Source organism: Variovorax sp. PBS-H4 (assembly GCF_901827205.1).
In the GTDB taxonomy this organism is placed as follows: domain Bacteria; phylum Pseudomonadota; class Gammaproteobacteria; order Burkholderiales; family Burkholderiaceae_C; genus Variovorax.
This window is the reverse complement of the sequence record NZ_LR594675.1, coordinates 1907109-1927079: the sequence shown is the minus strand read 5'-3', so window position 1 is coordinate 1927079 and position 19971 is coordinate 1907109. Positions and strand designations below refer to the sequence as shown.

Below are 19971 nucleotides of genomic sequence, written 5' to 3'. Positions count from 1 at the left end.
GCGCGGTGCTCGATCAGTTATCGGCAGTTGCGCGCCAGTCTTGAGGCTCACGCTCAAAAACAGGTTCGCACCCGCGGTCTTCCAGCCTGAACACGCTGACGGCCTGCACCAGACTGCCGGCCTGTTCCTGCATCGACTGCGCCGCGGCAGCGGCTTCTTCCACCAGCGCCGCGTTCTGCTGCGTGACCTGGTCCATCTGCGTGATCGCCTGGTTGATCTGCTCGATGCCCTGCGTCTGCTCGTGGCTCGCCGCGCTGATCTCGCCCACGATGTCCGTCACGCGGCGGATGCTGCCCACGATCTCTTCCATCGTCTTGCCGGCTTCGCCCACCAGCGCGGTGCCCGCGTCCACCTTGCCTACCGAGTCGTCGATCAACCCCTTGATCTCCTTGGCCGCTGCAGCGGAGCGCTGGGCGAGGTTACGCACTTCGGAGGCCACGACTGCAAAGCCCCGGCCCTGCTCGCCGGCACGCGCCGCTTCCACTGCCGCGTTCAAGGCCAGGATGTTGGTCTGGAAGGCGATGCCGTCGATCACGCCGATGATGTCGACGATCTTCTTGGACGAGGCATGGATCGAGGCCATGGTGTCCACCACCTGGCCGACCACGCTGCCGCCCTTCACGGCCACTTCAGACGCCGAGAGCGCCAGTTGATTCGCCTGCCGCGCGTTGTCGGCGTTCTGCTTGACAGTGGAAGTCAGCTCCTCCATCGAGGCCGCGGTCTGCTGCAGCGAACTGGCCTGCTCCTCGGTGCGCGAGGACAGATCCTGGTTGCCCGAGGCGATCTGCGTGGACGCCGCGGCGATGGTGTCGGTGCCGTTGCGCACTTCGCCCACGACCCGCGCCAGGTTGGCATTCATGCCCTGGAGCGTGTGCATGAGCAAGCCGGTCTCGTCGCGCGTCTTCACTACCACCTCGCTGCGCAGGTCACCGGCGGCCACGGTCTGCGCCACCTGCACCGCCTCGTTGAGGGGGCCCGTGATGCTGCGCGTCAGCAGCCAGGCCAGCACCGTGCCCGAGGCCAGCGCGACCAGGGCCAGCACGATCACATTAATGCGGCCCGAGCGGTAAAGCGCGTCGACGGAACCGGCGGCGAGGTCGATACGGGCGGCCTGGTGCGTCAGCATGCTGCGGATGCTGGCGTCGTAGGCGTCGAGCATCGGGATCAGCTTCTCGTTGGTGATCCGGGCCGCCTCGTCCTGCCGGCCTTCGGCCTTGAGCTCGAGGATGCCGTTGCGAAGGCCCACATACGCGCCGCGCCGCTTCTTGATTTCGGCGCTGATCGCCTGCTCCTCGGGCGTGTCCAGCAGCGCCTCGAGCTTCTTCTGCGTCTCCGAGATGAGCGCGCTGGTCTTGGTGATGTTCTTCTGCAGGTAATCCTGCACCTCGGCGTCGTTGCTCTTGAGCAGCGCGAAGGTGCGGATGCTGTTGTTGCTGGTGTTCTGCAGCCAGGTCGCGGCCAGGCGCTCCTTCACCAGCGAGCGCTGCACCATCTCGTCGGTGGCCTCGCCCACGTTCTGCAGGCGGAACACCCCGATGCCCGCAACCACGGCCAGCAATGCCAGCACCAGCGCAAAGCCGATCCCCAAACGGGTCCCGATCTTCCAGTTCTTCATCTCACTGTCCTCCTTGTCCTGCAAAAAAACCGGCCGGCAAAGCCAGCCCTAGAGCCAAATTCAGGTGAATTTCTGCATGATGCGAACGAGCTTCTGCCCGTACTGCGGATCGGTGGCGTAGCCCGCCTTCTGCAGCCCGTGCGCGGCCGCGGCCGGGTCGTCCGTGGCCAGCACGTTGGCGTAGCGCGGGTTGCGCGTGATGAACTTCGCGTAGTCGGTGAAGGCTTCCTCGTAGGAGCCGTAGGCGCGGAACTTCGCGCGCACCTTCTGCGGCTCGCCGTCGACGTATTCGGTGGTGGTGGTCTCGACGGTCGGCCCCTTCCAGCCACGATCGGCCTTGATGCCGAACAGGTTGTAGCTCTGGGTGCCGTCGTCGGCGCGGATCTCGCGCTTGCCCCAGCCCGATTCGAGCGCAGCCTGCGCCAGGATCAGCGGCGCGGGCACGCCGCTGGCTTCGCTGGCGGCCTGCGCCGGCGCGCCCATGCGGTCGACGAAGGCGTCGACCTTGCCCTGCAGCGAATCCACCGTGGCGGGGGCGCGCTCGACGTTGCTCTGGTACAGGCTCAGGTCCGCGGACCGCCGCGCCGCCGGCATCGTTGCAGGCATCGGCGAAGAGCCCAGCGGAATGCCCGCCTGCGGCTTGATCGCCAAGCCGCCTGGCGGCGCAAGCGACATGCCCGCGGGATCGCCATCGCCCTCCGGCACCGCCGATGGAAGGCTGCGGCTCAGCTGCGCGAGCATCGCCTCGGCGAGCCCCACGCCGCGCCCCGAGAGGTTCTGCGTGAGCTGCTGGTCGAACATCGAGAGATAGAGCTTCTCGTTCTGGCTGTCGAGCAGGCCGCTTTGCGGCACCGCCTGGCGCATGCTCTTGAGCACCATGTTCATGAACAGGGCCTCGAACTGCCGCGACACCTGCTTCAGCCCCTCCTCGGGCGAGCTGCGCACGGTGCGCCGCAGCGCGTCGACGCCCTGCACGTCGAGCGCGAAGCGCTGGTCGAGCGCGGCGCTGCGGTTGTCGGTGGTCATCGCCATGCCGCGGTCCCCGCCTTCTTAAATGATCTCGAGTTCGGCGCGCAGCGCGCCTGCGCTCTTCATCGCCTGCAGGATGGAGACGAGGTCCTGCGGATTGGCGCCCAGGCTGTTCAGGCCCTTGATCACGTCCGAGAGAGAGGCTCCGCCGCGCACCATCTGCAGCGCGCCGCCACCCTGCGACACCGAGATCTGCGAGGTCTGCGCGACCACCGTGGAGCCGCCCGAGAGCGGCCCGGGCTGGCTGATCACCGGCTCGGTGTTGATGACCACCGAGAGATTGCCGTGCGCCACGGCGCAGTCGTTGACGCGCACCGCCTGGTTCATCACCACCGAGCCGGTGCGCGCGTTGATGACGACACGCGCCACCGCCTGCATCGGCGTCACCTCGATGTTCTCCAGCCGGGCGAGGAAGGCGACGCGCTCCTGCGCCTCCGGCGCGCGCACGCGGATCATGCGTGCATCGGCCGCATCGGCGATGCCTGGGCCGAGCTGGCGGTTGATGGCTTCCACCACGCGCTGCGCGGTGCCGAAGTCGGAGCGGTTGAGCTCGAGCGAGAACATGCCCTCGCCGCCCACCGGCGCCTCGACGGGCCGCTCCACCAGCGCGCCGCCGGGAATGCGGCCCGAGCTCAGCTGGTTGATCTGCACCTTGCTGCCGTTGGCCGAGGCGCCGGCGCCGCCGACCACCATGTTGCCCTGCGCAATGGCATAGGTCGCGCCGTCCACGCCCTTGAGCGGCGTCATCAGCAGCGTGCCGCCGCGCAGGCTCTTGGCGTTGCCCATGGAGGACACGGTGACGTCGATGGTCTGCCCCGGCCTCGCAAAGGACGGCAGCGTGGCCGTGACCATCACCGCCGCCACGTTCTTGAGCTGCATGTTCACGCCGGCCGGGATGCTGATGCCCAGTTGCTGCAGCATGTTGTTCAGGCTCTGCGTGGTGAAGGGCGTCTGCATGGTCTGGTCGCCCGTGCCGTCGAGGCCCACCATCAGGCCGTAGCCGATCAGCGGGTTGTCACGCACGCCCTGGATGCTGGCCAGCTCCTTGATGCGCTCGGCATGCGCAGGCATCCACAGGGCAGCCATGCACACGGCCGCGAAGGCGAAGGTCGATCGGATGGATTTCATGTAATTCAAAAGGGCATGACATTTAAAAAGAAGCGCTGCATCCAGCCCATGTGCTGCGCCTCGTCGATGTAGCCCTTGGCCGTGTATTCGATGCGCGCATCGGCCACCAGCGTGGAAGGCACGGTGTTGCTGCCGGACACGGTGCGCGGGTTCACCACGCCCGAGAAACGGATGAACTCGGTCCCCTGGTTGATGCCCATCTGCTTCTCGCCGGAGACCAGCAGGTTGCCGTTGGGCATCACGTCCACGACGGTGACGGTGATCACGCCGTTGAAGGTGTTGTTGGCGTTGGCGCCGCCCTTGGCCGTGAGGATGTTGTTGCCGGAGAGCTTGGCGTCCTGGTCGTCCAGCAGTCCGCCGAGCAGCTTCGGGATGGTCGGGAAGGCAGCGCTGAGGCTGCCGTTGCGGCTGGCATTGGCGCCCGAGTTCTTGCTGGCATTGACCTTCTCGCTGATGACGATGGTCAAGATGTCGCCGATGTTGCGCGGCCTGCGGTCCTCGAACAGCGCGTTGGCGCCCGGCCCGTCGCGGAAGATGGCGCCGGTGGCGCGCGGCGCCGGCAGTGGCGCGTAGGCGTTGGCGCGCGCCGTCATCGGCTGGTGCACCAGCGGCTCGCGCGGGATCTGCGCGCAGCCCGTGGCGAGCAGGACCGCCAGCGCATGGGCGCCGAATCGATGAAGGCGTGCGCGGTCGGTCACAGCTGGGCGAGCCTCTGCAGCATCTGGTCGGAGGTCTGCACCGCCTTGCTGTTGATCTCGTACGCGCGCTGCGTCGCGATCATGTTGACCAGCTCTTCCACCACGTTGACGTTGGAAGCCTCCACATAGCCCTGGCTCAGGATGCCGGCGCCTTCGAGGCCCGGGTTCAGCTGGTTGGGCGCGCCCGACGAATCGGTCTCGGCATAGAGGTTCTCGCCCTGGCTCTGCAGGCCCGCGGGATTGAGGAAGGTGGCGAGCTGCAGCTGCCCGACCTGCACGGTCGCGGTGCTGCCTGCCTGCGTGACCGAAACCATGCCGTCGCGGCCGATGGTGAGGCTGGTGGCGTTCTGGGGAATGGTGATGGCCGGCTGCACCGGGAAGCCGCTGGCAGTCACCAACTGGCCGTCGCGGTCGGTCTGGAAGGAGCCGTCGCGCGTGTACGAGGTGGTGCCGTCGGGCATCAGCACCTGGAAGAAGCCCGCGCCGTTGATGGCCACGTCCTTCGGGTTGTCGGTCTTGGTCATGTTGCCCTGCGCATGGATGCGCTCGCTGGCGACCACCTTCACGCCGGTGCCGACCTGCAGGCCCGAGGGCAGGCGCGTCTGGTCGGAGGTCTGGCCGCCGACCTGGCGCAGGTTCTGGTACATCAGGTCCTCGAACACTGCGCGGCTGCGCTTGAAGCCGGTGGTGCCGACGTTGGCCAGGTTGTTGGAGACCACGTCCAGCTGTGTCTGCTGGGCTTCGAGGCCGGTCTGGGCGATATGGAGCGAGCGCATCATGGCGATGGGTCCTTGGGAATGGGGGATTGCGTCGGAGGGGTCAGCTGTACGCGAGCAGCTTGTTGGCCGACTGCGCGTTCTCGTTGGCGGTCTGCATCGACTTCATCTGCATCTCGAAGCTGCGGGCCTGAGCGATCATGGAAACCATGGCCTGGACCGGATTGACGTTGCTGCCCTCGACGGCGCCGCTGGTCACGGTCACGGCGGCGTCGGCCTCGGCCGGTGGCAGGCCGTCGCGCATGCGGAACAGGCCGTCGTCGCCGCGCACCAGGTCGGCCGTCGGCGGGTTGACGAGCTTGAGGCGCCCGACCTCGGCCACGCCCACCAGCGGATCGCCCGCACCGCGCGCGGTGACGGCGCCGTTGGCGGCGATCTGCACCTTGGAGCCCGGCGGCACCACCAGCGCGCCGCCCTCGCCCACCACCGGGCGCGCGCCCATGGTCAGCAGCTGGCCGTCGGCGCCGACCTGCAGGTTGCCCACGCGGGTGTAGGCCTCGCCGCCGTCGGGCGTCTGCACCACCAGCCAGCCGTCGCCATGCACCGCGACATCGAGTTCGCGGCCGGTCTGCGTCAGCGGACCGTGGCTGAAGTCGGCGCCCGGCGTGGTGGCAACGACGAAGGCCCGCGTGGTCGGCTCCTCGCCCACCACCGGCACTGCGCGGAAGCTGTTGACCTGCGCGCGAAAGCCCAGCGTCGAGAGGTTCGCCATGTTGTTGGCGACGGAGGCCTGCTGTTCCATGGCCTGCTTGGCGCCGCTCATGGCGACATAGAGCATGCGGTCCACTGGGTGCTACTCCGGTGGCCGCTCAGCGGATGTTGATGAGCGTCTGGACCACCTGGTCCTGCGTCTTCACCGTCTGCGCGTTCGCCTGGTAGCTGCGCTGGGCGACGATCAGGTTCACCAGCTCGGAGGTGAGGTCCACGTTGGAGGCCTCGAGCGCGCCCGACTCGAGCGAGCCCTGCTTGGTGCCTTCGCCGGGCGTGCCGGTGAGTGCCGGGCCCGAGGCCTGCGTCTCGGCCCAGGCATTGCCGCCCTTGGGCTCCAGGCCGTTGGGGTTGGCGAAGCTGGACAACACGACCTGGCCCATCAGCTTGGTCTGCTCGTTCGAGAACTTGCCGGTGATGGTGCCGTCGGGATTGATCGAGAACGAGGTCAGCGTGCCGGAGGTGTAGCCGTCCTGGCTGAGCTTGGTCATGCCGTTGGCATTGCCGAACTGCGTGGTGCCCGAGAGATCCACGGCCATGTTGACCGCGGCCGAGCCGTTGCCGAAGTTCAGGCCCGCGATGTTGAAGGTGCCGCCTGCCGGGGCAGTGAGATTGCCGTTGCTGTCGAAGGTGAGATTGGTGATGGCGCCGGCGCCGATCGGCGCGCCGTCGGCCTGCGCATAGACATTCCATGCATTGGCGCCGGTCTTCACGAAGTAGGCGGTGAGCTCGTGCGGGTTGCCCAGCGAGTCGTAGACGGGGCCGATGGAGTTGGAGTAATTGAAGGTGCCGGAGTCGGCCGCATCGAAGGGCGTCTTGGCGGGCACGGCCTGGCGCGAGTCGAGGTTGAACTCGGCCTCCACGCTGGTGGTGGCGTTCGGGTTCATCGAGGCGGTCTCGACCTGCAGCGCAGTGGGCGTGCCGCCGGAAAGGCCGCCGGCCGCCGTCACGCCGTAGCCGGTGAGGCGCAGGCCCTGGCCGTTGACGATGAAGCCTTCCTTGTCGCGGGTGAACTGGCCGTTGCGCGAGTACATCACCTCGCCGCTGGGGCTGGAGAGGCGGAAGAACCCGTCGCCGTTGAGGATGGCCACATCCAGCGGCCGGCTGCTGGTCTGCGTGACGCCCTGGGTGAAGTTCTGCACCACGCCCGAGACCGAGGCGCCGAGGCCGATGCGCGAACCGGCGTAGATGTCCTGGAAGGTGGCGGCCGCGGACTTGTAGCCCACGGTGCCCGAGTTGGCGATGTTGTTGCCGATGACGTCGAGGTTGGCGGCGGCCACGTTCAGGCCGCTGATGCCCTGGGAGAAGCTCATGATCGATCCTTGTTGCTATGCATGAAAAAGCAGCCGGCCGCGGCGCTCGCGGCGGCCGACGGGGGAGCAGTTCAGAGGTACATGCGCACGTCGTCGAGGCTGATGCTGCGGCCGTTGGCGAGCTCCAGCGTGACGCCGTGGGTGCCCTGCTTGACGGCAGCGACCTGCGCGAAGGTGAGCGCGGTGGCTTCGACATGGGTGCCGTCGTTGGTGGCGACCACCGAGAAGCTGTAGTTGCCTGCGGGCACCGCCGAGCCGTCGTCGGCCTTGCCGTCCCAGCTGACGGCGTTGACGCCCTCGGCCATGGAGCCCAGGTCGAGGGTGCGCACCGTGCGGCCCGCGGCATCGACGATCTTGACCTGCACGTCGCCGGCGGTGCCGGGCAGCTGCACCGCGAAGGGCACGGGCGCAGGCTCTTCGCCATCCTTGGGTGCGGAGGTGCCGATCTGGTTGCCGGGCGACAGCACGTTGTAGCCAATCAGCGAGGCGGCCTGCAGCACCTGGTTGGAGCCGGTCTGGTTGACCAGGCCCGACAACGTGCTGTTGAGCTTCTCGATGCCGCTGACCGTGCTCATCTGCGCGAGCTGCGAGGTGAGCTCGGCGTTCTCCATGGGGTTGAGAGGGTCCTGGTTGTTGAGCTGCGTCACCAGCAGCTTGAGGAAGCGCTGTTCGCCGTCGGAACCGGCCACGGTGTTGCTGCCCTGGGCGGTGGAGCTGGTCCCGTTGAGGGAAGAGAGGGCGTCGTTGATGGCCATGTGTGTTGTCGATGGGTTACTGGCCGACCGTCAGCGTCTTGAGCATCAGCGTCTTGGCGGTGTTGAGCACCTCGACGTTGGCCTGGTAGCTGCGCGAGGCGGAAATCATGTTGGTCATTTCCTCGACCACGTTCACGTTGGGCATGCTCACGTAGCCCTGGGCGTTGGCATGCGGGCTCTTGGGGTCGTAGACCAACTTGGGGGGCGTGCTGTCCTCGACCACACCGGCGACTTTCACGCCGCCGATGTCCTGCTGGCCGGAGGCCGCGACCTCGAACATGACCTGCTTGGCGCGGTAGGGCTGGCCGTCGGGGCCGGCCACGCTCTCGGCGTTGGCCAGGTTGCTCGCGGTCACGTTCATGCGCTGCGACTGCGCGGCCATCGCGGAGCCCGCGACGTCGAAGATGTTCATGGAGGCGCTCGGCAATGGCATGGCGGCTCCTTATTGCTGCGCCGCGGCGAGCAGCGACTTGATCTTGGCGCTCGTCACCGTGAGGTTGGCCTCGTAGCGCAGCGCGTTGTCGGCGAAGGCGATGCGCTCGGCATCCATCTCGACGGTGTTGCCGTCGATGCTGGACTGCGTCGGCACGCGGTAGAGCAGGTCGGCCTCAGGCATCGCCGAGGCCTCGCCCTGCAGATGGCGCGCCGAGGTGGTGGCCATGCTCATCGACGTGCCGCCGCGGCCCTGCTCCACCGCCTGGCTGAGCCGGCTCGCGAAGTCGAAGTCGCGCGCCTTGTAGTTGGGCGTGTCGGCGTGGGCGATGTTGGCGGCGAGCACCTCCTGGCGCTGGGCCCGGAGGTTCAGGGCTTCGCGGCTGAACCGAAGCGCTGCATCCAGCTTGTCGATCATGAAGGCTCCATCGTTGGCGTCGCGGCCAGGGGAAGGCGTGGCGACAGATGGAAAGCGAGTCTATGCACGACCCGCCTTTGCAATGGGCCGAACAAAGGGGCATTTGGCATGCACTTCGCTCCTTGCCGCGGGCCGCCCGGTTCCTAGAATCCGATCCACCGATGATGGACAAGACCCGCTTCCTCCCTTGCGTTCTCGCTGCCCTTCTGGCCGCCGCGCCTGCCGCCGGCGCCAGCCCGGCCGCGCCGCAGGAAGACGGCGATGCACGCACCGTGGTCGAGCAATTCCTGAAGACACAGACCGCCGGACTGCCGGGCCAGGCCCGCATCCGCGTGACGCTGCCGGGCTCGGCCCTGCCCGACTGCGCGGCGCTCGAGGCCTTCTTGCCGAACGGCGCCTCGGCCTGGGGTCGTGTCTCCGTCGGCCTGCGCTGCCCGGGCGAGCGGCCGTGGACGCGCTACGTACAGGCGCATGTCGCGCTCGAAGGCCGCTACCTGGTGGCCGCGCGCGCCCTCGAGGCCGGGCGGCCGCTGGGCGCCGGCGACGTGGCGGCGCGCACCGGCGATCTGACGTCGTTGCCGAAATCGATCGTGGTCGACCCCGCCGAGCTCAAGGGCATGGTGGCCGCCAACCGAATCGCCCCCGGCGCGCCGCTGCGGCGCGAGCAGCTGCGCGGCACGGTCGTGATCCAGCAGGGCCAGACGGTGCAGGTGGTCGCGGAAGGGGCCGGGTTCACCGTCAGCACCGAGGCGCGGGCGCTGACACGCGCGGAGATCGGCGCCGCCGTCCAGGCCAAGACCCGCGACGGCCGCCTCGTCAGCGGGGTGGCCGACGAGGAAGGCCAGATCCGGCTGGCGCAATGAGGAAATGTGACGGGCGCTCTCGTGGATCGGCCCTAAAGTTCGGGTCGAGCCTGCCGATAAAGCGATCAGCCCCTTGAGGAATCATCTTGAAAATCGACCAACCCGCCGCCTCGGCCACCTCCATCTCCCGTACGGCCAAGGGCGCCAAGGCCCAGCCGGCTGCCAGCCGCGACGCCGCCGAGCCCGCCAGGGACCCGGTGCAGCTGTCCTCGGCGCAGGTTCATTCGCTGCCCACCGGCCCGAACACCGACTTCGACGCGGCGCGCGTCGCAGACATCCGCAAGGCCATTCTTGCCGGTGAGTACACGGTGCATCCCGAGCGCATCGCCGACGGCCTGCTGAAGAACGTGCGCGACCTGCTCGGCGAAAAGAGCGGGGGCTGAAAAAGATGAGCGCCCTGCTGCTGCCCCACCTGCTGGCCGAGAAGGCCTGTGTCGAAGAGTTGCTGGGCGTGCTGGCGCAGGAGGAACACGCGATGCAGGACGGCCTCTTCGCCGACCTCGCGCCGCTGACCGAACGCAAGGCCGCCCTCCTCGACCGCATGACGGCGCTCGACCGTGCCCGCGAATCAGCCCAGGTGGCGATGGGCTTCGAGCCCGGCCGTGCCGGTGCCGATGCAGCCGCGGCGGCCACCGGCACCACCGCGCAAGAGGCCTGGGCCGCCCTGCTGCAGCTTGCGGAGCAGGCCAAGGCCGGGAACCGGCGCAATGGCGCGATGGTCCACGGCCATCTCGACTTCACGCGCAATGCGCTGCACTACCTGCAGGCGGCGGCCCTGCCCTTCTACGGGCCGGACGGGATCCGCAAGGCCGTGGGCGGGACGGGTACGCGACTCGCGCTGGGCTAGCGACCCAACGCAGACCCCAAGCACAAGCAAGCGGTCGTCACCCGCCGCGCGTCAGCTCGCGAAGCTGTTCTTCGGCTCGCTCGAGCTCGAGCCGCAACGCCCTGATCTCCCGCTCCAGCCTTTCGATGCGCGCGGCGCGGCTCTGCGCCGGGGAGAGCGTCTTGCAACGAACTTGCAGTGCGGCCAACGCCTCGGCAAGTTCCTGCCGGCGCAGCATCTGGCCCCTGGAGCGCGCAACGGCCATGTCCTGCTCGAGTGCCTCCTCCTCGGCTTTGCAGGCGGCGGCATCGCCCTGGACCACCGGCTGCGCGATTGCAGGCGTTGCTGCCACCAGCGCGATGGCCAGGAAAGAGGATTTCACGCGCATGCCGGTACCGGTGATGAAAGGGAAGGCCGAGTTTGCCAGCAACTTCCCTGCTCACGGCCTCCATGCCGGGGGTTCGCCCTGGAATGGGTGGCCCGTTCCGCTCAGCGGCGATACGGATTGTGTGGATTGCGGTCGTAGCGGTTGGGCACGCCGTCACCGTCGCTGTCGCGGCGGGCATGGCGGTAGGCGGCACGGCGGTCGTAGCGGCCATAGTCGGCACGATAGTCATGACGCGGGTGGTAGCCATGCCTGACGATGGGCCGCGGGGGCGCCGGCGGAACGACGATCACCTGCGGGCGATAGCCGCGGTCCCCATGGTGAACCTGGGCCTGTGCGGGAGCGCTCAATGCGGCCAATGCGACCACGGTGGCCGTGCCCAGTGCAAAAAACATCTTCTTCATGGCGGCTCCTTCGAGGAGTTGTTCAGGAGCCCCGATACTGCAGGCCGAAGGTGAAGCGCGTGTAAGGCGGCGGCGAAGTTGGATGAACTCTTCCGCAGGCCCGGTGCCGTCGTTGCCGGCAAAAGGCTTTTGCCGCATCCCCCGCGCCTAAGATCGACATCTTCGGCATTCAACGCACCGGGCTCTCAATGAAACCAGTCTGCGGCAACACGACCCCTCGCCCATCTGCTGGAAGGCTGGGTCCACGCCAGTTCGGTTCGCTGGTGCTGGCAGGCACGCTGTTGCTTTTCTCCGCGACGGTTCTCGCCCAATGGAGAAGCTCGACACCGCAGGAACAGGCATTGGATGCGGCCGCGTTCGACAGCGTCGCGCTCGCCATCGGCGAACAGTTCGCGGATGTGCAGAGTGCCGCGGTCGCACTGCACGGCCGCCTGGTCTTTCAGTACTACCGCGACGGCGACCCCGAGGAGCTGCGCGATGTGCAGTCTGTCGCGAAGAGCGCCCTCTTCGCGCTGGTGGGCATTGCCATCGGGCAAGGCCGGATCGCGAGCCTGGACGAGCGGGTCACGGCATTGATGCCCGAGTGGGACGCGCTCAATCCCGACCCCCGCGCGAAAGACATCACCCTGCGCCACCTGCTGACGATGACTGCCGGTTTCCAGGTGAACGACCCCACGGGTACCGCCCTTGCAGGCCGTGCGGTGGATGCCTGGGCGCGTCCCATGGCCAGTGCGCCCGGGCAGAGCTTTGCGTACGACAACGCACTGCAGCCCATCGTGTTCGAGATTCTTCACAGGGCAACCGGCACCGGCTTGGTGGACTACGCGCGTGAGCAGCTGGTGAAGCCGCTCGGCATGAAGGAGCCCTTGTACCAGCGTGGCTTGGGCTTGCGCACCGAAGACATGGCAAAGCTCGGACAGCTGTTCCTCCAGGAGGGCGTGTGGGACGGACGGCAGCTGCTCCCGGCGTCCTTCGTCTCCGAGGCAACCGCGGCCCAGAACGCAGGCGGTCCTCCGGTCGGGCTGTCCTACGGGTACGGCTGGTGGGTGGTGCCCTCGAAGGCGCAGCGGCAGACGTTTCTGGCCAGTGGGTACAGCGGCCAGTTCATCTGGGTCTTTCCCCGGACGGAGCTGGTTGTCGCAGTCACGTCGACCGTGTCTCCGGCGGCGCAAGGCAGAGGCCAGGCGCTGCAGCTGATGCGGAACGTCATCTTCAACGCAGCGCAGCAGCGCCTGGCGGCCGGCGACCGGTAAGCCGTCCCGGGGGCGCCGTCGGCAGGGCTGCGCCACTGCGCCGACGCCGTTTGCCGGCCCATTGCGCGGCCACGCGCGCTGCGCTGCCGGCGGTTGCGAAATCGATCCGTCGCAGGCACGATGCTGCCGTACTGCGGAGAATTCCCGGGCGTCCGCATTCCGGCGCCGGATTCCGGCTGCATCATGTTCTTTCTCTGGCCCGAGTACCTCTGGTTCCTGCTGGCGCTTGCACTGCTGCCTGCGGTGTACATCTGGCTCCTGAAGCGGCGGGACCGCGGGGCCCTGCGCTACAGCAGCGTGGGCATCGTGCGCGAGGCGGCAGCCGGACGCCAATGGCGGCGCCACCTCCCGCCTGCGCTGCTCCTGCTGGCCTGCTCGGGGTTGCTGATCGCCGCGGCGCGACCCGTGGCGCGGGTGCCCCTGCCCTGGGCGCGCTCATCGATCATGCTGGCCATGGACGTGTCCCTGAGCATGCGGGTGACCGACGTCAAGCCCAACCGGCTGGTGGCTGCGCAGGAAGCCGCCAAGCTGTTCCTGCGCGACCTGCCCAAGCAGATCGAAGTCGGGCTCGTCACCTTCGCCGGCAGCAGCCAGGTCGCCCAGCGCGCCACGCTGGACCGCGCCTCCGTGATCGCGGGTATCGACGGCTTCCAGATGCAGATGGGCACGGCCGTCGGCAATGCCATCGTGCTGTGCCTGGCCGAGCTGTTCCCGGAGCAGGGCATCGAACTCGGCGACATGAACTTCGGCAGCAAGCCGCAGGGCCGCAGCCTGGACGACAAGGCGAAGCCGCCGCCCCGCCCTTTCACGCCGGTGGCGCCGGGCTCGTACGCTTCGGCCGCGATCATCCTGCTGAGCGATGGCCGCCGGACCACCGGTGTCGATACGCTGGCCGCGGCGAAGATGGCCGCAGACCGCGGCGTCCGCGTCCACGTGGTGGGGCTGGGGACGGTCGAAGGCGACGCGTCGACGCCCGACGGCATGGCGATCTACATGAAGCTGGACGAGCCGACCCTGCGCGAGGTGGCGCGGATGACCGGCGGCTAGTACCACCACGCCGGCACCGCCGAGAAGCTGCGCAGCGTCTATGAAAACCTCGGCTCCCGTGTCCAGGTGCTGACGCGCGAAACCGAGCTCGCCGGCGTGCTGGCGCTGATTTCCGCGCTGGTGGCGATGGTGGCGGCGACGCTGTCGCTGCTCTGGTTCGGGCGAATCGCCTGAACGACGTCCTTCAGCCCGCGGGCGTGAGTCCGGGTGCCTGGTCGATCTCGGCGGGCTTGTAGAGCTTGTGCTGCAGCGCGGGGCCGAGGGCATCGGTGACCACCGCGAGGCGCCAGGGATCGCCCTGCTTCGCACACGCGCGCTCCTGCGGCGTGAGCTGAAAGGCGGTCATGCCGGGGGCGGTGCCTTTCACTGCTAGCTTGAGCAAGGTGGCGCCCTTCTTGTCCGAGACCTCGATGTCATAGCCGAGCGCCTGGCCAGTAACGTTCTCGGTCTTGTACCCGTAGCCGGAAAAATGGCGCGTCAGGTAGTCCATCGCGGCTGCGTGGATTTCGTCGAGCGACACCGGGCCGGACGGGGCCGGCGGCGCCGGCACGTTGCCGCGCGCGCGTGCGGCCTGCATGTCTTCCTCGCCGGGAAGCCACTCGCCCGGACCGCGGACCAGCACCGCCAGTTTCGCGTCGGCATCCCACGATGCAACATGCCACTCTTGGTCGTCCGGCACGCGTATCGACACCTTGGCCGACCTGTCGGTCTCAAGTTCGAGGATGGGGACGCGATTCGTCTGCAGCACGGCCCGGAAACCCTGGCCGGCGTCCAGCGAACGCTTGAGCAGGTCCAAACGGTTGCCGGCGCGCTGGGCCTGCGTCGCGCTCCGCTCGCCGCCCCCGATCCGGCGCTCCGCATCCAGGGACTCGAGGCAGAACCATCGCCCGTCCGCGCCGATGCTCACGAGCTCCGCCCAGATCGTGGCGATGACCTTGTCGCCCGTTCCAAGCCAGGCCTGGTCCGCGGCCTTCGGGCGCGCGTCCGGCACGCCCATCCTGGCGATGATGTCGACGGGCGTGCGCTTCTCCCCCGTCAGGCGCTTTTCATTGATGACCGCGAGTACGTTGGGGTCGACTTCCTTGTCCATTCGAAGTGATCAGGCGAGTTGTTAACTTTTCGAGTATGCCCCGCGTTGCACGCGCGTCACAACGCCAGCGCCTCCGCGCCGCGCCTCCAGCGACCGGCCGCGGCCAATGACACCTCCGGGCTCGGGGGAAAAAGCCGTGCGGACAATGCGCAAGGAGCTTGGCTGTAGTCGGAATTACCCCGCTGGCTTCGGGGTTGCAACGTTCGCGAGGAGCCCATGTCAAGAGTGACGGATGCGATCAAGCAACATCTTCCGGACCCCCTCCTCAACGCCGTGCGCGCTTATCGGGGCCGCGCCAGGCTGAAGGCTTTTTCGGATCTTTCGACGAAGGACGTTTTCACCAAGATCTACGAGGAAGGCGTCTGGGGCAGTGCCGACGACGCCGAGCAGGGCTTCTACTCCGGAACCGGATCGCGCGCCGCCCCGGTCGAGACCTATGTCGCCGCGGTGGAGAGGTTCGTGCGAACGCTCGGCCACAAGCCCGATGCCGTCGATCTCGGATGTGGCGATTTCCACGTGGGCTCCAGGATCCGCCCCTTGTGCAACCGCTACATCGCCTGCGACATCGTTGACGCCCTGATCGCCTCCAACGCCGAGAGGTACAAGGCGATGGACGTCGAATTCAGGACGCTGGACCTCTCGCAGGACGAGCTGCCGCCCGGTGAAGTGGTCTTCGTGCGGCAGGTTCTTCAGCACCTGTCCAATGCTGCCATTGCGCGCGCAGTCGCGAGGATCCCGGCGCAGTACCGCTACCTCGTTTTGACCGAGCATGTCCCGCACGAGCCATTCGTACACAACCTCGACAAGTCCTCTGGGCCTGACAACAGGCTGGCGATCAAGAGCGGCATCGTGCTCACGAGCCCGCCGTTCGGCATGGAAGCGATCGAAGCATCCGTTCTGTGCGAGGTGGAGGAATGGGGCGGGGCCATCCGGACCCTCCTCTACCGATTCAGGTAGTGCAACCCGCCACCTCAATCGCCGCACACGCGCGCGAGTCCGCGGTCCAGCGCGATCGTGTAGAGCGGGGACAACTTCTGGCGCGCTCCATAAGCCCCTGACGCCTTGACGAGCTGCGCCTTGCAGTCCGGCGCTTCGCGCAGCTTGTGCGTCGCGATCAGTTCCTGGATGAACTGCGTCCTGAGCCGGTCCAACGCGGGCCGCAGTTCGGCCTTGAGGTCCGCGCGATGTTCCGTCGGCACCTTGCCACTGCGTGCCCAGTCGGACATGAGCACGAACTGGATCAGCTTGCTGGCCTCGATCTGGTCCGAAAAGAACGCCGATGCGAGGTCGCTGGAGAGGCCGACGCCCTTTGCTTCCGCCGACGCCGCGTCGATCACCTGCTTCTCGCGAGGATCGTTCGGCGGATCGGCGATGGGCATCTTCGTGTCCCACTTCGTGAGCGCGACCTTGCGGGAAATCTCCAGCCGTGTCGCGCTCAGCTCGACGAGCCGCGAGAAGTCCTTCGCGTCGGCTCCGGCGGCATGGGCGACCGCCAAGGGAAGGCCACCGAGCGCGCTCACTGCGACCGGAACCGCGGCCTGACATAGTTTCAAGAGTTTGCTTTTCAATTCGATCTTCCAGATCCCGTCATCGGCAGATCGTCCGTTTGCAGCGACCTGCGATTCACTCGCCATGACTCCCCTGCGCCGTAGGCTATCGGCGTTGTCTGCGACGAACAAGTCTTGCTCGCCGCGCAAATCCGGGGGTGTCACCTGCTTCGCACACCACTCACGGCAGCCGCCATTGCTGCATGCCATGCAACACAACGCGGCAGCGGACCCGGCGCGACTCCGCGAGGGCTATTCGCGAAGCGTGAAGATGATGGACAGGTACGAGATCGGCCCTTCACGAAAGGCCTCCGCGCCATGAAGCGCAAGCGCGTCGAAGAGCAGGGTGTCGCCCGGACGAACGTCGAGCGTCTGGTTGCCGTAGCGGTACTTCATGCGCCCGCTCAGCATGTAGATGAGCTTCGTGCCGGGATGCTGGAACGCGGTGTAGGGCTTCGCGTCCGCTGCGAGCGTGACCAGGTAGGGCTCGACGAACAGATTCCCGGAAAGCAGATGGCCGACGAGCTCGTAGTGGTAGCCCTTGACCGCATCCTCGCGTTCCACCTTGAGGCCCTTGCCGGCGGGCACGAAGGAGATGTCGAGACGCCGGACCTGATCGACGAAGAAGCGGGACATCGGTACGTCGAGCGCGGTCGCGATGCTGTCCAGCACTTCGATCGACGGCGAAACCAGCCCACGTTCGATGCGGGACATCATGGATCGTGAGATTCCAGCAGCCGTCGCCAGCGCGCCGGCGGACAAGTCGATGGCGATTCGCTGAGACTGGATCTGCGCACCCACGCGGGCGGAGGTCGTGCTGCGCTGCGGCTTGGCCTCTACCTTTCTCACAAGTCGCGGGGCGCGCGTCTTGCCGGCGGTAGGGAAAGGGGATGCGACCTTGGGTTTGACCATGTTCTGCGTTGGCCCGTGAGGTACGGGATCGTGCAGCGAGTCAGAACACCTGGCTCAGGAACCGCCGGACTCGCCCATCCCCTCGCGGGCCAAAAAATTCCGAGGGTGGCGCGACTTCGACGATCTCGCCGGCCTCCATGAAGACAACCTTGTCTGCCACGGCCTTGGCAAAGCCCATCTCGTGCGTGATGCAGACCATTGTCATCCCGTCGCGTGCCAGCATGAGCATGATGTCGAGCACCTCCTTGACCATCTCGGGATCCAGTGCCGACGTGGCTTCGTCGAACAGCATCACCGAAGGGCCGAGGCAAAGCGCGCGTGCGATGGCAACGCGCTGCAACTGTCCGCCCGACAGCTGGGACGGATACGACAAAACCTTGTCTGCCATGCGGACCTTCGCGAGGTGCGCCATCGCCGTTGCCTCGGCTTCTGCCTTCGATCGCCTGAGCACCCAGCGCTGCGCCAAGGTGCAATTCTGCAATGCCGTCAGATGAGGAAACAGGTTGAACTGCTGGAACACCATGCCGATGCTCGCGCGCACGCGTTCGGCGTGCCGCGTGTCCGGGGAGATCCGCACGCCGTTGACCGTCACGCTTCCACTCTGATAGGGCTCGAGCCCGCTGATGCAGCGTGCCAGCGTGGACTTGCCCGAGCCTGATGGGCCGCAGACGACGATGCGCTCCGATGCGTGGACGTCGAGGCTCACATTCTTGAGCACCTGCAGCGCTCCGAAGTGCTTGGACACCGAATCGACCGCCACGACAGCCTGCCGCCGCGATGGGGCGGGTGCGTTCCCGGCCACGCTCAGTCTCTCGCGTGGTAGAGCGCTGCAGCCGGGCTCTCGCGCCAGGCGAGCAACTTGCCATTGCTCACCTGTTCCCGGCCATAGACGATCCACGCGTCATCGACCGTGCCGATGAAGGCTTCGATCTCGAGGCTTTCGGGATGCGCCTCCGCTGCAGAGACGAAGCCCAGACCCGCGTCGAATCTGCCGCTGACCAGGCCGGCCGTGACTTCGGCCACCGTGTCGACGTACTCGATGTTTTCCCAGCGGGCTGCGTCGATGTAGTCGAGGGTGGGCCGCATCACCGCGAGCGTTGTCGGCTTCGCCACACCCCTGCGGCGGATCACTGCGAGGTCCTGGCTCGGAGCGATGAAGGTATCGACCACGAAGAGGCCCTCGAGATACTTGGCGACCGTTGCCATGGTGGCCGGGTGCACCGCACACTGCAACAGAAAGTCGCCTTCGCCGCGCAGGATGGCCTGTGCGCCCGCTTCGAAGTCCACCGCCAGTCCGATGGTCGACTTGCCGGTGATGCCGTGGAAGGCGAGGTAGTTGCGCATCACGTATTCATGATTGCTTCCCGGAGGGCCGAGGGTGATGAACTTCATTTCAGTGGGTCCGATGATTCAACGATGGCTGTAAGAGAGTTCGACCCGTCGCATGACAAACATGAGGCCGTAGTTGATGGCGAGATACATGAGCCCGGCGCTCAGGAACACTTCGTACGGTGCATAGGTCTCCGAGCTCAGCAGACGGGCGCTGCCGGTCAGTTCCATGAGCGTCACGGTGCTCGCCAGCGACGTGGCCTTGCAGGTAAGGATGATCTCGTTGCCGAAGGCGGGCATCGCCGTGCGAACCGCGAGCGGCAGGTCGATGGTGATGAACGATTGATAGCGCGCCAGGCCGAGCGAAAACGCAGCTTCCCGCACACCCTTCGGCACGGCCGCCAAAGCAGCAGCCAGCGTCTTGCCGGTGTAGGAGGCCGAATTCAATGCGAGCGCGATCACGACACACCAGAACGGATCCCGCAGTACCGGCCAGAGGAACGAGCGCTGGATCAGCTCGAACTGGCCTGCGCCGTAGTAAAGCAGAAACACCTGGACCAGCGACGGCGTGCCCCGGAAGAAGAGGATGTAAGCATGCGCAGGCAGGTGCAGCAGTGCGCTGCGTGCGTTCCTGGCCAAGGCCAACGGGAGCGCAAGGGCAGATCCGAGCAGCACGATGATGGCTGTCAGCTCGAGGGTCAGAACGGCTCCCCTCCCAAGCAGTGGAAGCGAAGACCAGACGATGGAAAGATCGAACATCGGCTCAGCCGGCCAGATGCCGGCAGGAGCGGCGTTCGGCTCGCTCCAGCAGCAATGCGGCGATGCCGGTCAGCACGAGATAGATGCAGGCCGCCGCCAGATACATCGTGAACGGCTGGCGGGTGGCGCCCGATGCCTCGGCGGCCTTGCGCATGAGCTCGTCGCAGCCCACGATCGAAACGATCGAAGTCTGCTTCACGAGAACGATCGCCTGATTGCCGAACGGCGCAAGCGCAGTCCTCGCTGCCTGGGGCGCGACCACGGTCCACAGGGCCTGCGGCCTCGAGAGGCCCAGCGTGGTGGCGGCCTCCCGCTGCGATTGCGGTACGGCAAGCAAGGCCCCGCGCGCGATCTCGGCGGCATACGCGCCGAACGACAGCGACAGTGCAAACACACCGGCAGCGAAGGCGTTCACCTCTACATAGGCTCCGGTGATGCTGCCCAAGGCAAGCGCGCCGCCGAAGTAGACGGCAAAGACCACCAGCAGATCGGGAATGCCCCGGATCACCGCCGCATAGAGATACCCGATTCCGCGCAGCAGGCGGTTCTTGCAGAGCTGCAGCCAGCAGCCAAGGGCACCGAAGACCGAGCCCAGCACCAGGGAGACGGCAGCGAGTTGGAGCGTGAAGAGCGCGCCGACCATCAGCTGCCTCCCGAATCCCTGAAGAAGCGTCATTGCAGTTG

General features: G+C 67.0%; 24 protein-coding genes and 1 pseudogene. 6 read left to right on the top strand and 19 right to left on the bottom strand.

Translation table 11 applies throughout. The features are described 5' to 3' along the window. Window positions 1-13: 13 nt before the first annotated feature. The 10 genes from E5CHR_RS09235 to flgB form a co-directional block, all read right to left on the bottom strand. Entirely contained in the window at window positions 14-1615 is a 1602-nt protein-coding gene (locus E5CHR_RS09235) for a methyl-accepting chemotaxis protein (protein ID WP_162579403.1), read from the bottom strand. A gap of 60 nt (window positions 1616-1675) precedes the next feature. Continuing rightward, window positions 1676-2647, bottom strand: a complete 972-nt coding sequence (gene flgJ / locus E5CHR_RS09230; protein WP_162579402.1) for a flagellar assembly peptidoglycan hydrolase FlgJ — start codon at window positions 2645-2647, stop codon at window positions 1676-1678. A gap of 18 nt (window positions 2648-2665) precedes the next feature. Next, window positions 2666-3772 carry a flagellar basal body P-ring protein FlgI gene (locus tag E5CHR_RS09225; protein ID WP_162579401.1) on the bottom strand — a complete coding sequence of 369 codons (1107 nt, stop codon included), beginning with the start codon at window positions 3770-3772 and terminating at the stop codon, window positions 2666-2668. Window positions 3773-3777: 5 nt separating this feature from the next. After that, window positions 3778-4470 (bottom strand): flagellar basal body L-ring protein FlgH, encoded by a 693-nt coding sequence (locus tag E5CHR_RS09220; RefSeq protein ID WP_174255709.1) that lies wholly within the window; start codon window positions 4468-4470, stop codon window positions 3778-3780. Beyond that, window positions 4467-5249 carry a flagellar basal-body rod protein FlgG gene (gene flgG, locus E5CHR_RS09215; protein WP_162579400.1) on the bottom strand — a complete coding sequence of 261 codons (783 nt, stop codon included), beginning with the start codon at window positions 5247-5249 and terminating at the stop codon, window positions 4467-4469. Before flgG ends, E5CHR_RS09220 begins: the two co-directional genes overlap by 4 nt. 40 nt (window positions 5250-5289) lie before the next feature. Then, a complete protein-coding gene (locus E5CHR_RS09210; RefSeq protein ID WP_162579399.1) occupies window positions 5290-6033 on the bottom strand; it encodes a flagellar basal body rod protein FlgF in 744 nt (247 codons plus the stop codon). 22 nt (window positions 6034-6055) lie between these two features. After that, entirely contained in the window at window positions 6056-7267 is a 1212-nt protein-coding gene (flgE, locus tag E5CHR_RS09205; RefSeq protein ID WP_162579398.1) for a flagellar hook protein FlgE, read from the bottom strand. A gap of 71 nt (window positions 7268-7338) precedes the next feature. Then, complete coding sequence (locus E5CHR_RS09200; protein ID WP_162579397.1) at window positions 7339-8022, bottom strand: flagellar hook assembly protein FlgD; 684 nt, start codon at window positions 8020-8022, stop codon at window positions 7339-7341. Between the two features lie 16 nt (window positions 8023-8038). Then, window positions 8039-8455 carry a flagellar basal body rod protein FlgC gene (gene flgC / locus E5CHR_RS09195; protein ID WP_162579396.1) on the bottom strand — a complete coding sequence of 139 codons (417 nt, stop codon included), beginning with the start codon at window positions 8453-8455 and terminating at the stop codon, window positions 8039-8041. A 9-nt stretch (window positions 8456-8464) separates the two neighbouring features. Then, window positions 8465-8872 carry a flagellar basal body rod protein FlgB gene (gene flgB, locus E5CHR_RS09190; protein ID WP_162579395.1) on the bottom strand — a complete coding sequence of 136 codons (408 nt, stop codon included), beginning with the start codon at window positions 8870-8872 and terminating at the stop codon, window positions 8465-8467. 161 nt (window positions 8873-9033) lie between these two features. On the opposite strand from flgB, the gene flgA reads away from it, so the two are divergent. From flgA to E5CHR_RS09175, 3 genes are all read left to right on the top strand, one after another. After that, window positions 9034-9735, top strand: coding sequence for a flagellar basal body P-ring formation chaperone FlgA (flgA, locus tag E5CHR_RS09185; RefSeq protein ID WP_162579394.1), 702 nt, complete (start codon window positions 9034-9036; stop codon window positions 9733-9735). Window positions 9736-9821: 86 nt separating this feature from the next. Further along, complete coding sequence (flgM, locus tag E5CHR_RS09180; protein ID WP_162579393.1) at window positions 9822-10118, top strand: flagellar biosynthesis anti-sigma factor FlgM; 297 nt, start codon at window positions 9822-9824, stop codon at window positions 10116-10118. Window positions 10119-10123: 5 nt separating this feature from the next. Then, entirely contained in the window at window positions 10124-10582 is a 459-nt protein-coding gene (locus tag E5CHR_RS09175) for a flagella synthesis protein FlgN (RefSeq protein WP_232062013.1), read from the top strand. A gap of 37 nt (window positions 10583-10619) precedes the next feature. On the opposite strand, the gene E5CHR_RS09170 is transcribed toward E5CHR_RS09175, so the two are convergent. Further along, window positions 10620-10949 (bottom strand): DUF1090 family protein, encoded by a 330-nt coding sequence (locus E5CHR_RS09170; protein ID WP_162583643.1) that lies wholly within the window; start codon window positions 10947-10949, stop codon window positions 10620-10622. A gap of 101 nt (window positions 10950-11050) precedes the next feature. Then, entirely contained in the window at window positions 11051-11350 is a 300-nt protein-coding gene (locus E5CHR_RS09165) for a hypothetical protein (RefSeq protein ID WP_162579392.1), read from the bottom strand. Between the two features lie 341 nt (window positions 11351-11691). Here E5CHR_RS09165 and E5CHR_RS09160 point away from each other — a divergent pair, with 341 nt between their 5' ends. Beyond that, window positions 11692-12603: a serine hydrolase domain-containing protein gene (locus E5CHR_RS09160; protein ID WP_232062012.1), complete on the top strand. Its 912-nt coding sequence runs from the start codon at window positions 11692-11694 to the stop codon at window positions 12601-12603. A 183-nt stretch (window positions 12604-12786) separates the two neighbouring features. Continuing rightward, window positions 12787-13824 (top strand): annotated as a pseudogene (locus tag E5CHR_RS09155) (VWA domain-containing protein). Between the two features lie 10 nt (window positions 13825-13834). On the opposite strand, the gene E5CHR_RS09150 reads toward E5CHR_RS09155, so the two are convergent. After that, window positions 13835-14740 (bottom strand): protein NO VEIN domain-containing protein, encoded by a 906-nt coding sequence (locus tag E5CHR_RS09150; protein ID WP_162579390.1) that lies wholly within the window; start codon window positions 14738-14740, stop codon window positions 13835-13837. A 216-nt stretch (window positions 14741-14956) separates the two neighbouring features. Between E5CHR_RS09150 and E5CHR_RS09145 the strand changes: the two genes are divergently transcribed. Further along, window positions 14957-15697 carry a class I SAM-dependent methyltransferase gene (locus E5CHR_RS09145; RefSeq protein ID WP_162579389.1) on the top strand — a complete coding sequence of 247 codons (741 nt, stop codon included), beginning with the start codon at window positions 14957-14959 and terminating at the stop codon, window positions 15695-15697. Between the two features lie 14 nt (window positions 15698-15711). Here the strand turns inward: E5CHR_RS09145 and E5CHR_RS09140 are convergent, their stop codons facing one another. From E5CHR_RS09140 to E5CHR_RS09115, 6 genes are all read right to left on the bottom strand, one after another. Further along, entirely contained in the window at window positions 15712-16419 is a 708-nt protein-coding gene (locus E5CHR_RS09140) for a chorismate mutase (RefSeq protein WP_232062011.1), read from the bottom strand. A gap of 120 nt (window positions 16420-16539) precedes the next feature. Beyond that, a complete protein-coding gene (locus E5CHR_RS09135; protein WP_269474078.1) occupies window positions 16540-17088 on the bottom strand; it encodes a helix-turn-helix domain-containing protein in 549 nt (182 codons plus the stop codon). 151 nt (window positions 17089-17239) lie between these two features. Beyond that, a complete protein-coding gene (locus E5CHR_RS09130) occupies window positions 17240-17944 on the bottom strand; it encodes an amino acid ABC transporter ATP-binding protein (RefSeq protein WP_269474043.1) in 705 nt (234 codons plus the stop codon). 59 nt (window positions 17945-18003) lie between these two features. Then, window positions 18004-18591, bottom strand: coding sequence for a hypothetical protein (locus E5CHR_RS09125; RefSeq protein WP_162579386.1), 588 nt, complete (start codon window positions 18589-18591; stop codon window positions 18004-18006). Between the two features lie 18 nt (window positions 18592-18609). After that, the gene (locus tag E5CHR_RS09120; RefSeq protein ID WP_162579385.1) at window positions 18610-19287 is read right to left on the bottom strand and encodes an ABC transporter permease; all 678 of its coding nucleotides are present in this window, start codon (window positions 19285-19287) and stop codon (window positions 18610-18612) included. A gap of 4 nt (window positions 19288-19291) precedes the next feature. After that, on the bottom strand, window positions 19292-19930 hold the full coding sequence (locus E5CHR_RS09115) for an ABC transporter permease (protein ID WP_232062010.1): 639 nt from the start codon (window positions 19928-19930) through the stop codon (window positions 19292-19294). Window positions 19931-19971 lie beyond the last annotated feature (41 nt).

Coding starts and splice junctions, on each gene's coding strand:
- E5CHR_RS09200 (WP_162579397.1), bottom strand. CDS start 8,022: ATGGCCATCAACGACGCCCTCTCTTCCCTCAACGGGACCAGCTCCACC.
- E5CHR_RS09235 (WP_162579403.1), bottom strand. CDS start 1,615: ATGAAGAACTGGAAGATCGGGACCCGTTTGGGGATCGGCTTTGCGCTG.
- flgA (WP_162579394.1), top strand. CDS start 9,034: ATGATGGACAAGACCCGCTTCCTCCCTTGCGTTCTCGCTGCCCTTCTG.
- E5CHR_RS09175 (WP_232062013.1), top strand. CDS start 10,124: ATGAGCGCCCTGCTGCTGCCCCACCTGCTGGCCGAGAAGGCCTGTGTC.
- E5CHR_RS09125 (WP_162579386.1), bottom strand. CDS start 18,591: ATGAAGTTCATCACCCTCGGCCCTCCGGGAAGCAATCATGAATACGTG.
- E5CHR_RS09115 (WP_232062010.1), bottom strand. CDS start 19,930: ATGGTCGGCGCGCTCTTCACGCTCCAACTCGCTGCCGTCTCCCTGGTG.
- flgJ (WP_162579402.1), bottom strand. CDS start 2,647: ATGGCGATGACCACCGACAACCGCAGCGCCGCGCTCGACCAGCGCTTC.
- flgB (WP_162579395.1), bottom strand. CDS start 8,872: ATGATCGACAAGCTGGATGCAGCGCTTCGGTTCAGCCGCGAAGCCCTG.
- flgC (WP_162579396.1), bottom strand. CDS start 8,455: ATGCCATTGCCGAGCGCCTCCATGAACATCTTCGACGTCGCGGGCTCC.
- flgG (WP_162579400.1), bottom strand. CDS start 5,249: ATGATGCGCTCGCTCCATATCGCCCAGACCGGCCTCGAAGCCCAGCAG.
- E5CHR_RS09145 (WP_162579389.1), top strand. CDS start 14,957: ATGTCAAGAGTGACGGATGCGATCAAGCAACATCTTCCGGACCCCCTC.
- flgE (WP_162579398.1), bottom strand. CDS start 7,267: ATGAGCTTCTCCCAGGGCATCAGCGGCCTGAACGTGGCCGCCGCCAAC.
- E5CHR_RS09150 (WP_162579390.1), bottom strand. CDS start 14,740: ATGGACAAGGAAGTCGACCCCAACGTACTCGCGGTCATCAATGAAAAG.
- E5CHR_RS09120 (WP_162579385.1), bottom strand. CDS start 19,287: ATGTTCGATCTTTCCATCGTCTGGTCTTCGCTTCCACTGCTTGGGAGG.
- E5CHR_RS09225 (WP_162579401.1), bottom strand. CDS start 3,772: ATGAAATCCATCCGATCGACCTTCGCCTTCGCGGCCGTGTGCATGGCT.
- E5CHR_RS09165 (WP_162579392.1), bottom strand. CDS start 11,350: ATGAAGAAGATGTTTTTTGCACTGGGCACGGCCACCGTGGTCGCATTG.
- E5CHR_RS09170 (WP_162583643.1), bottom strand. CDS start 10,949: ATGCGCGTGAAATCCTCTTTCCTGGCCATCGCGCTGGTGGCAGCAACG.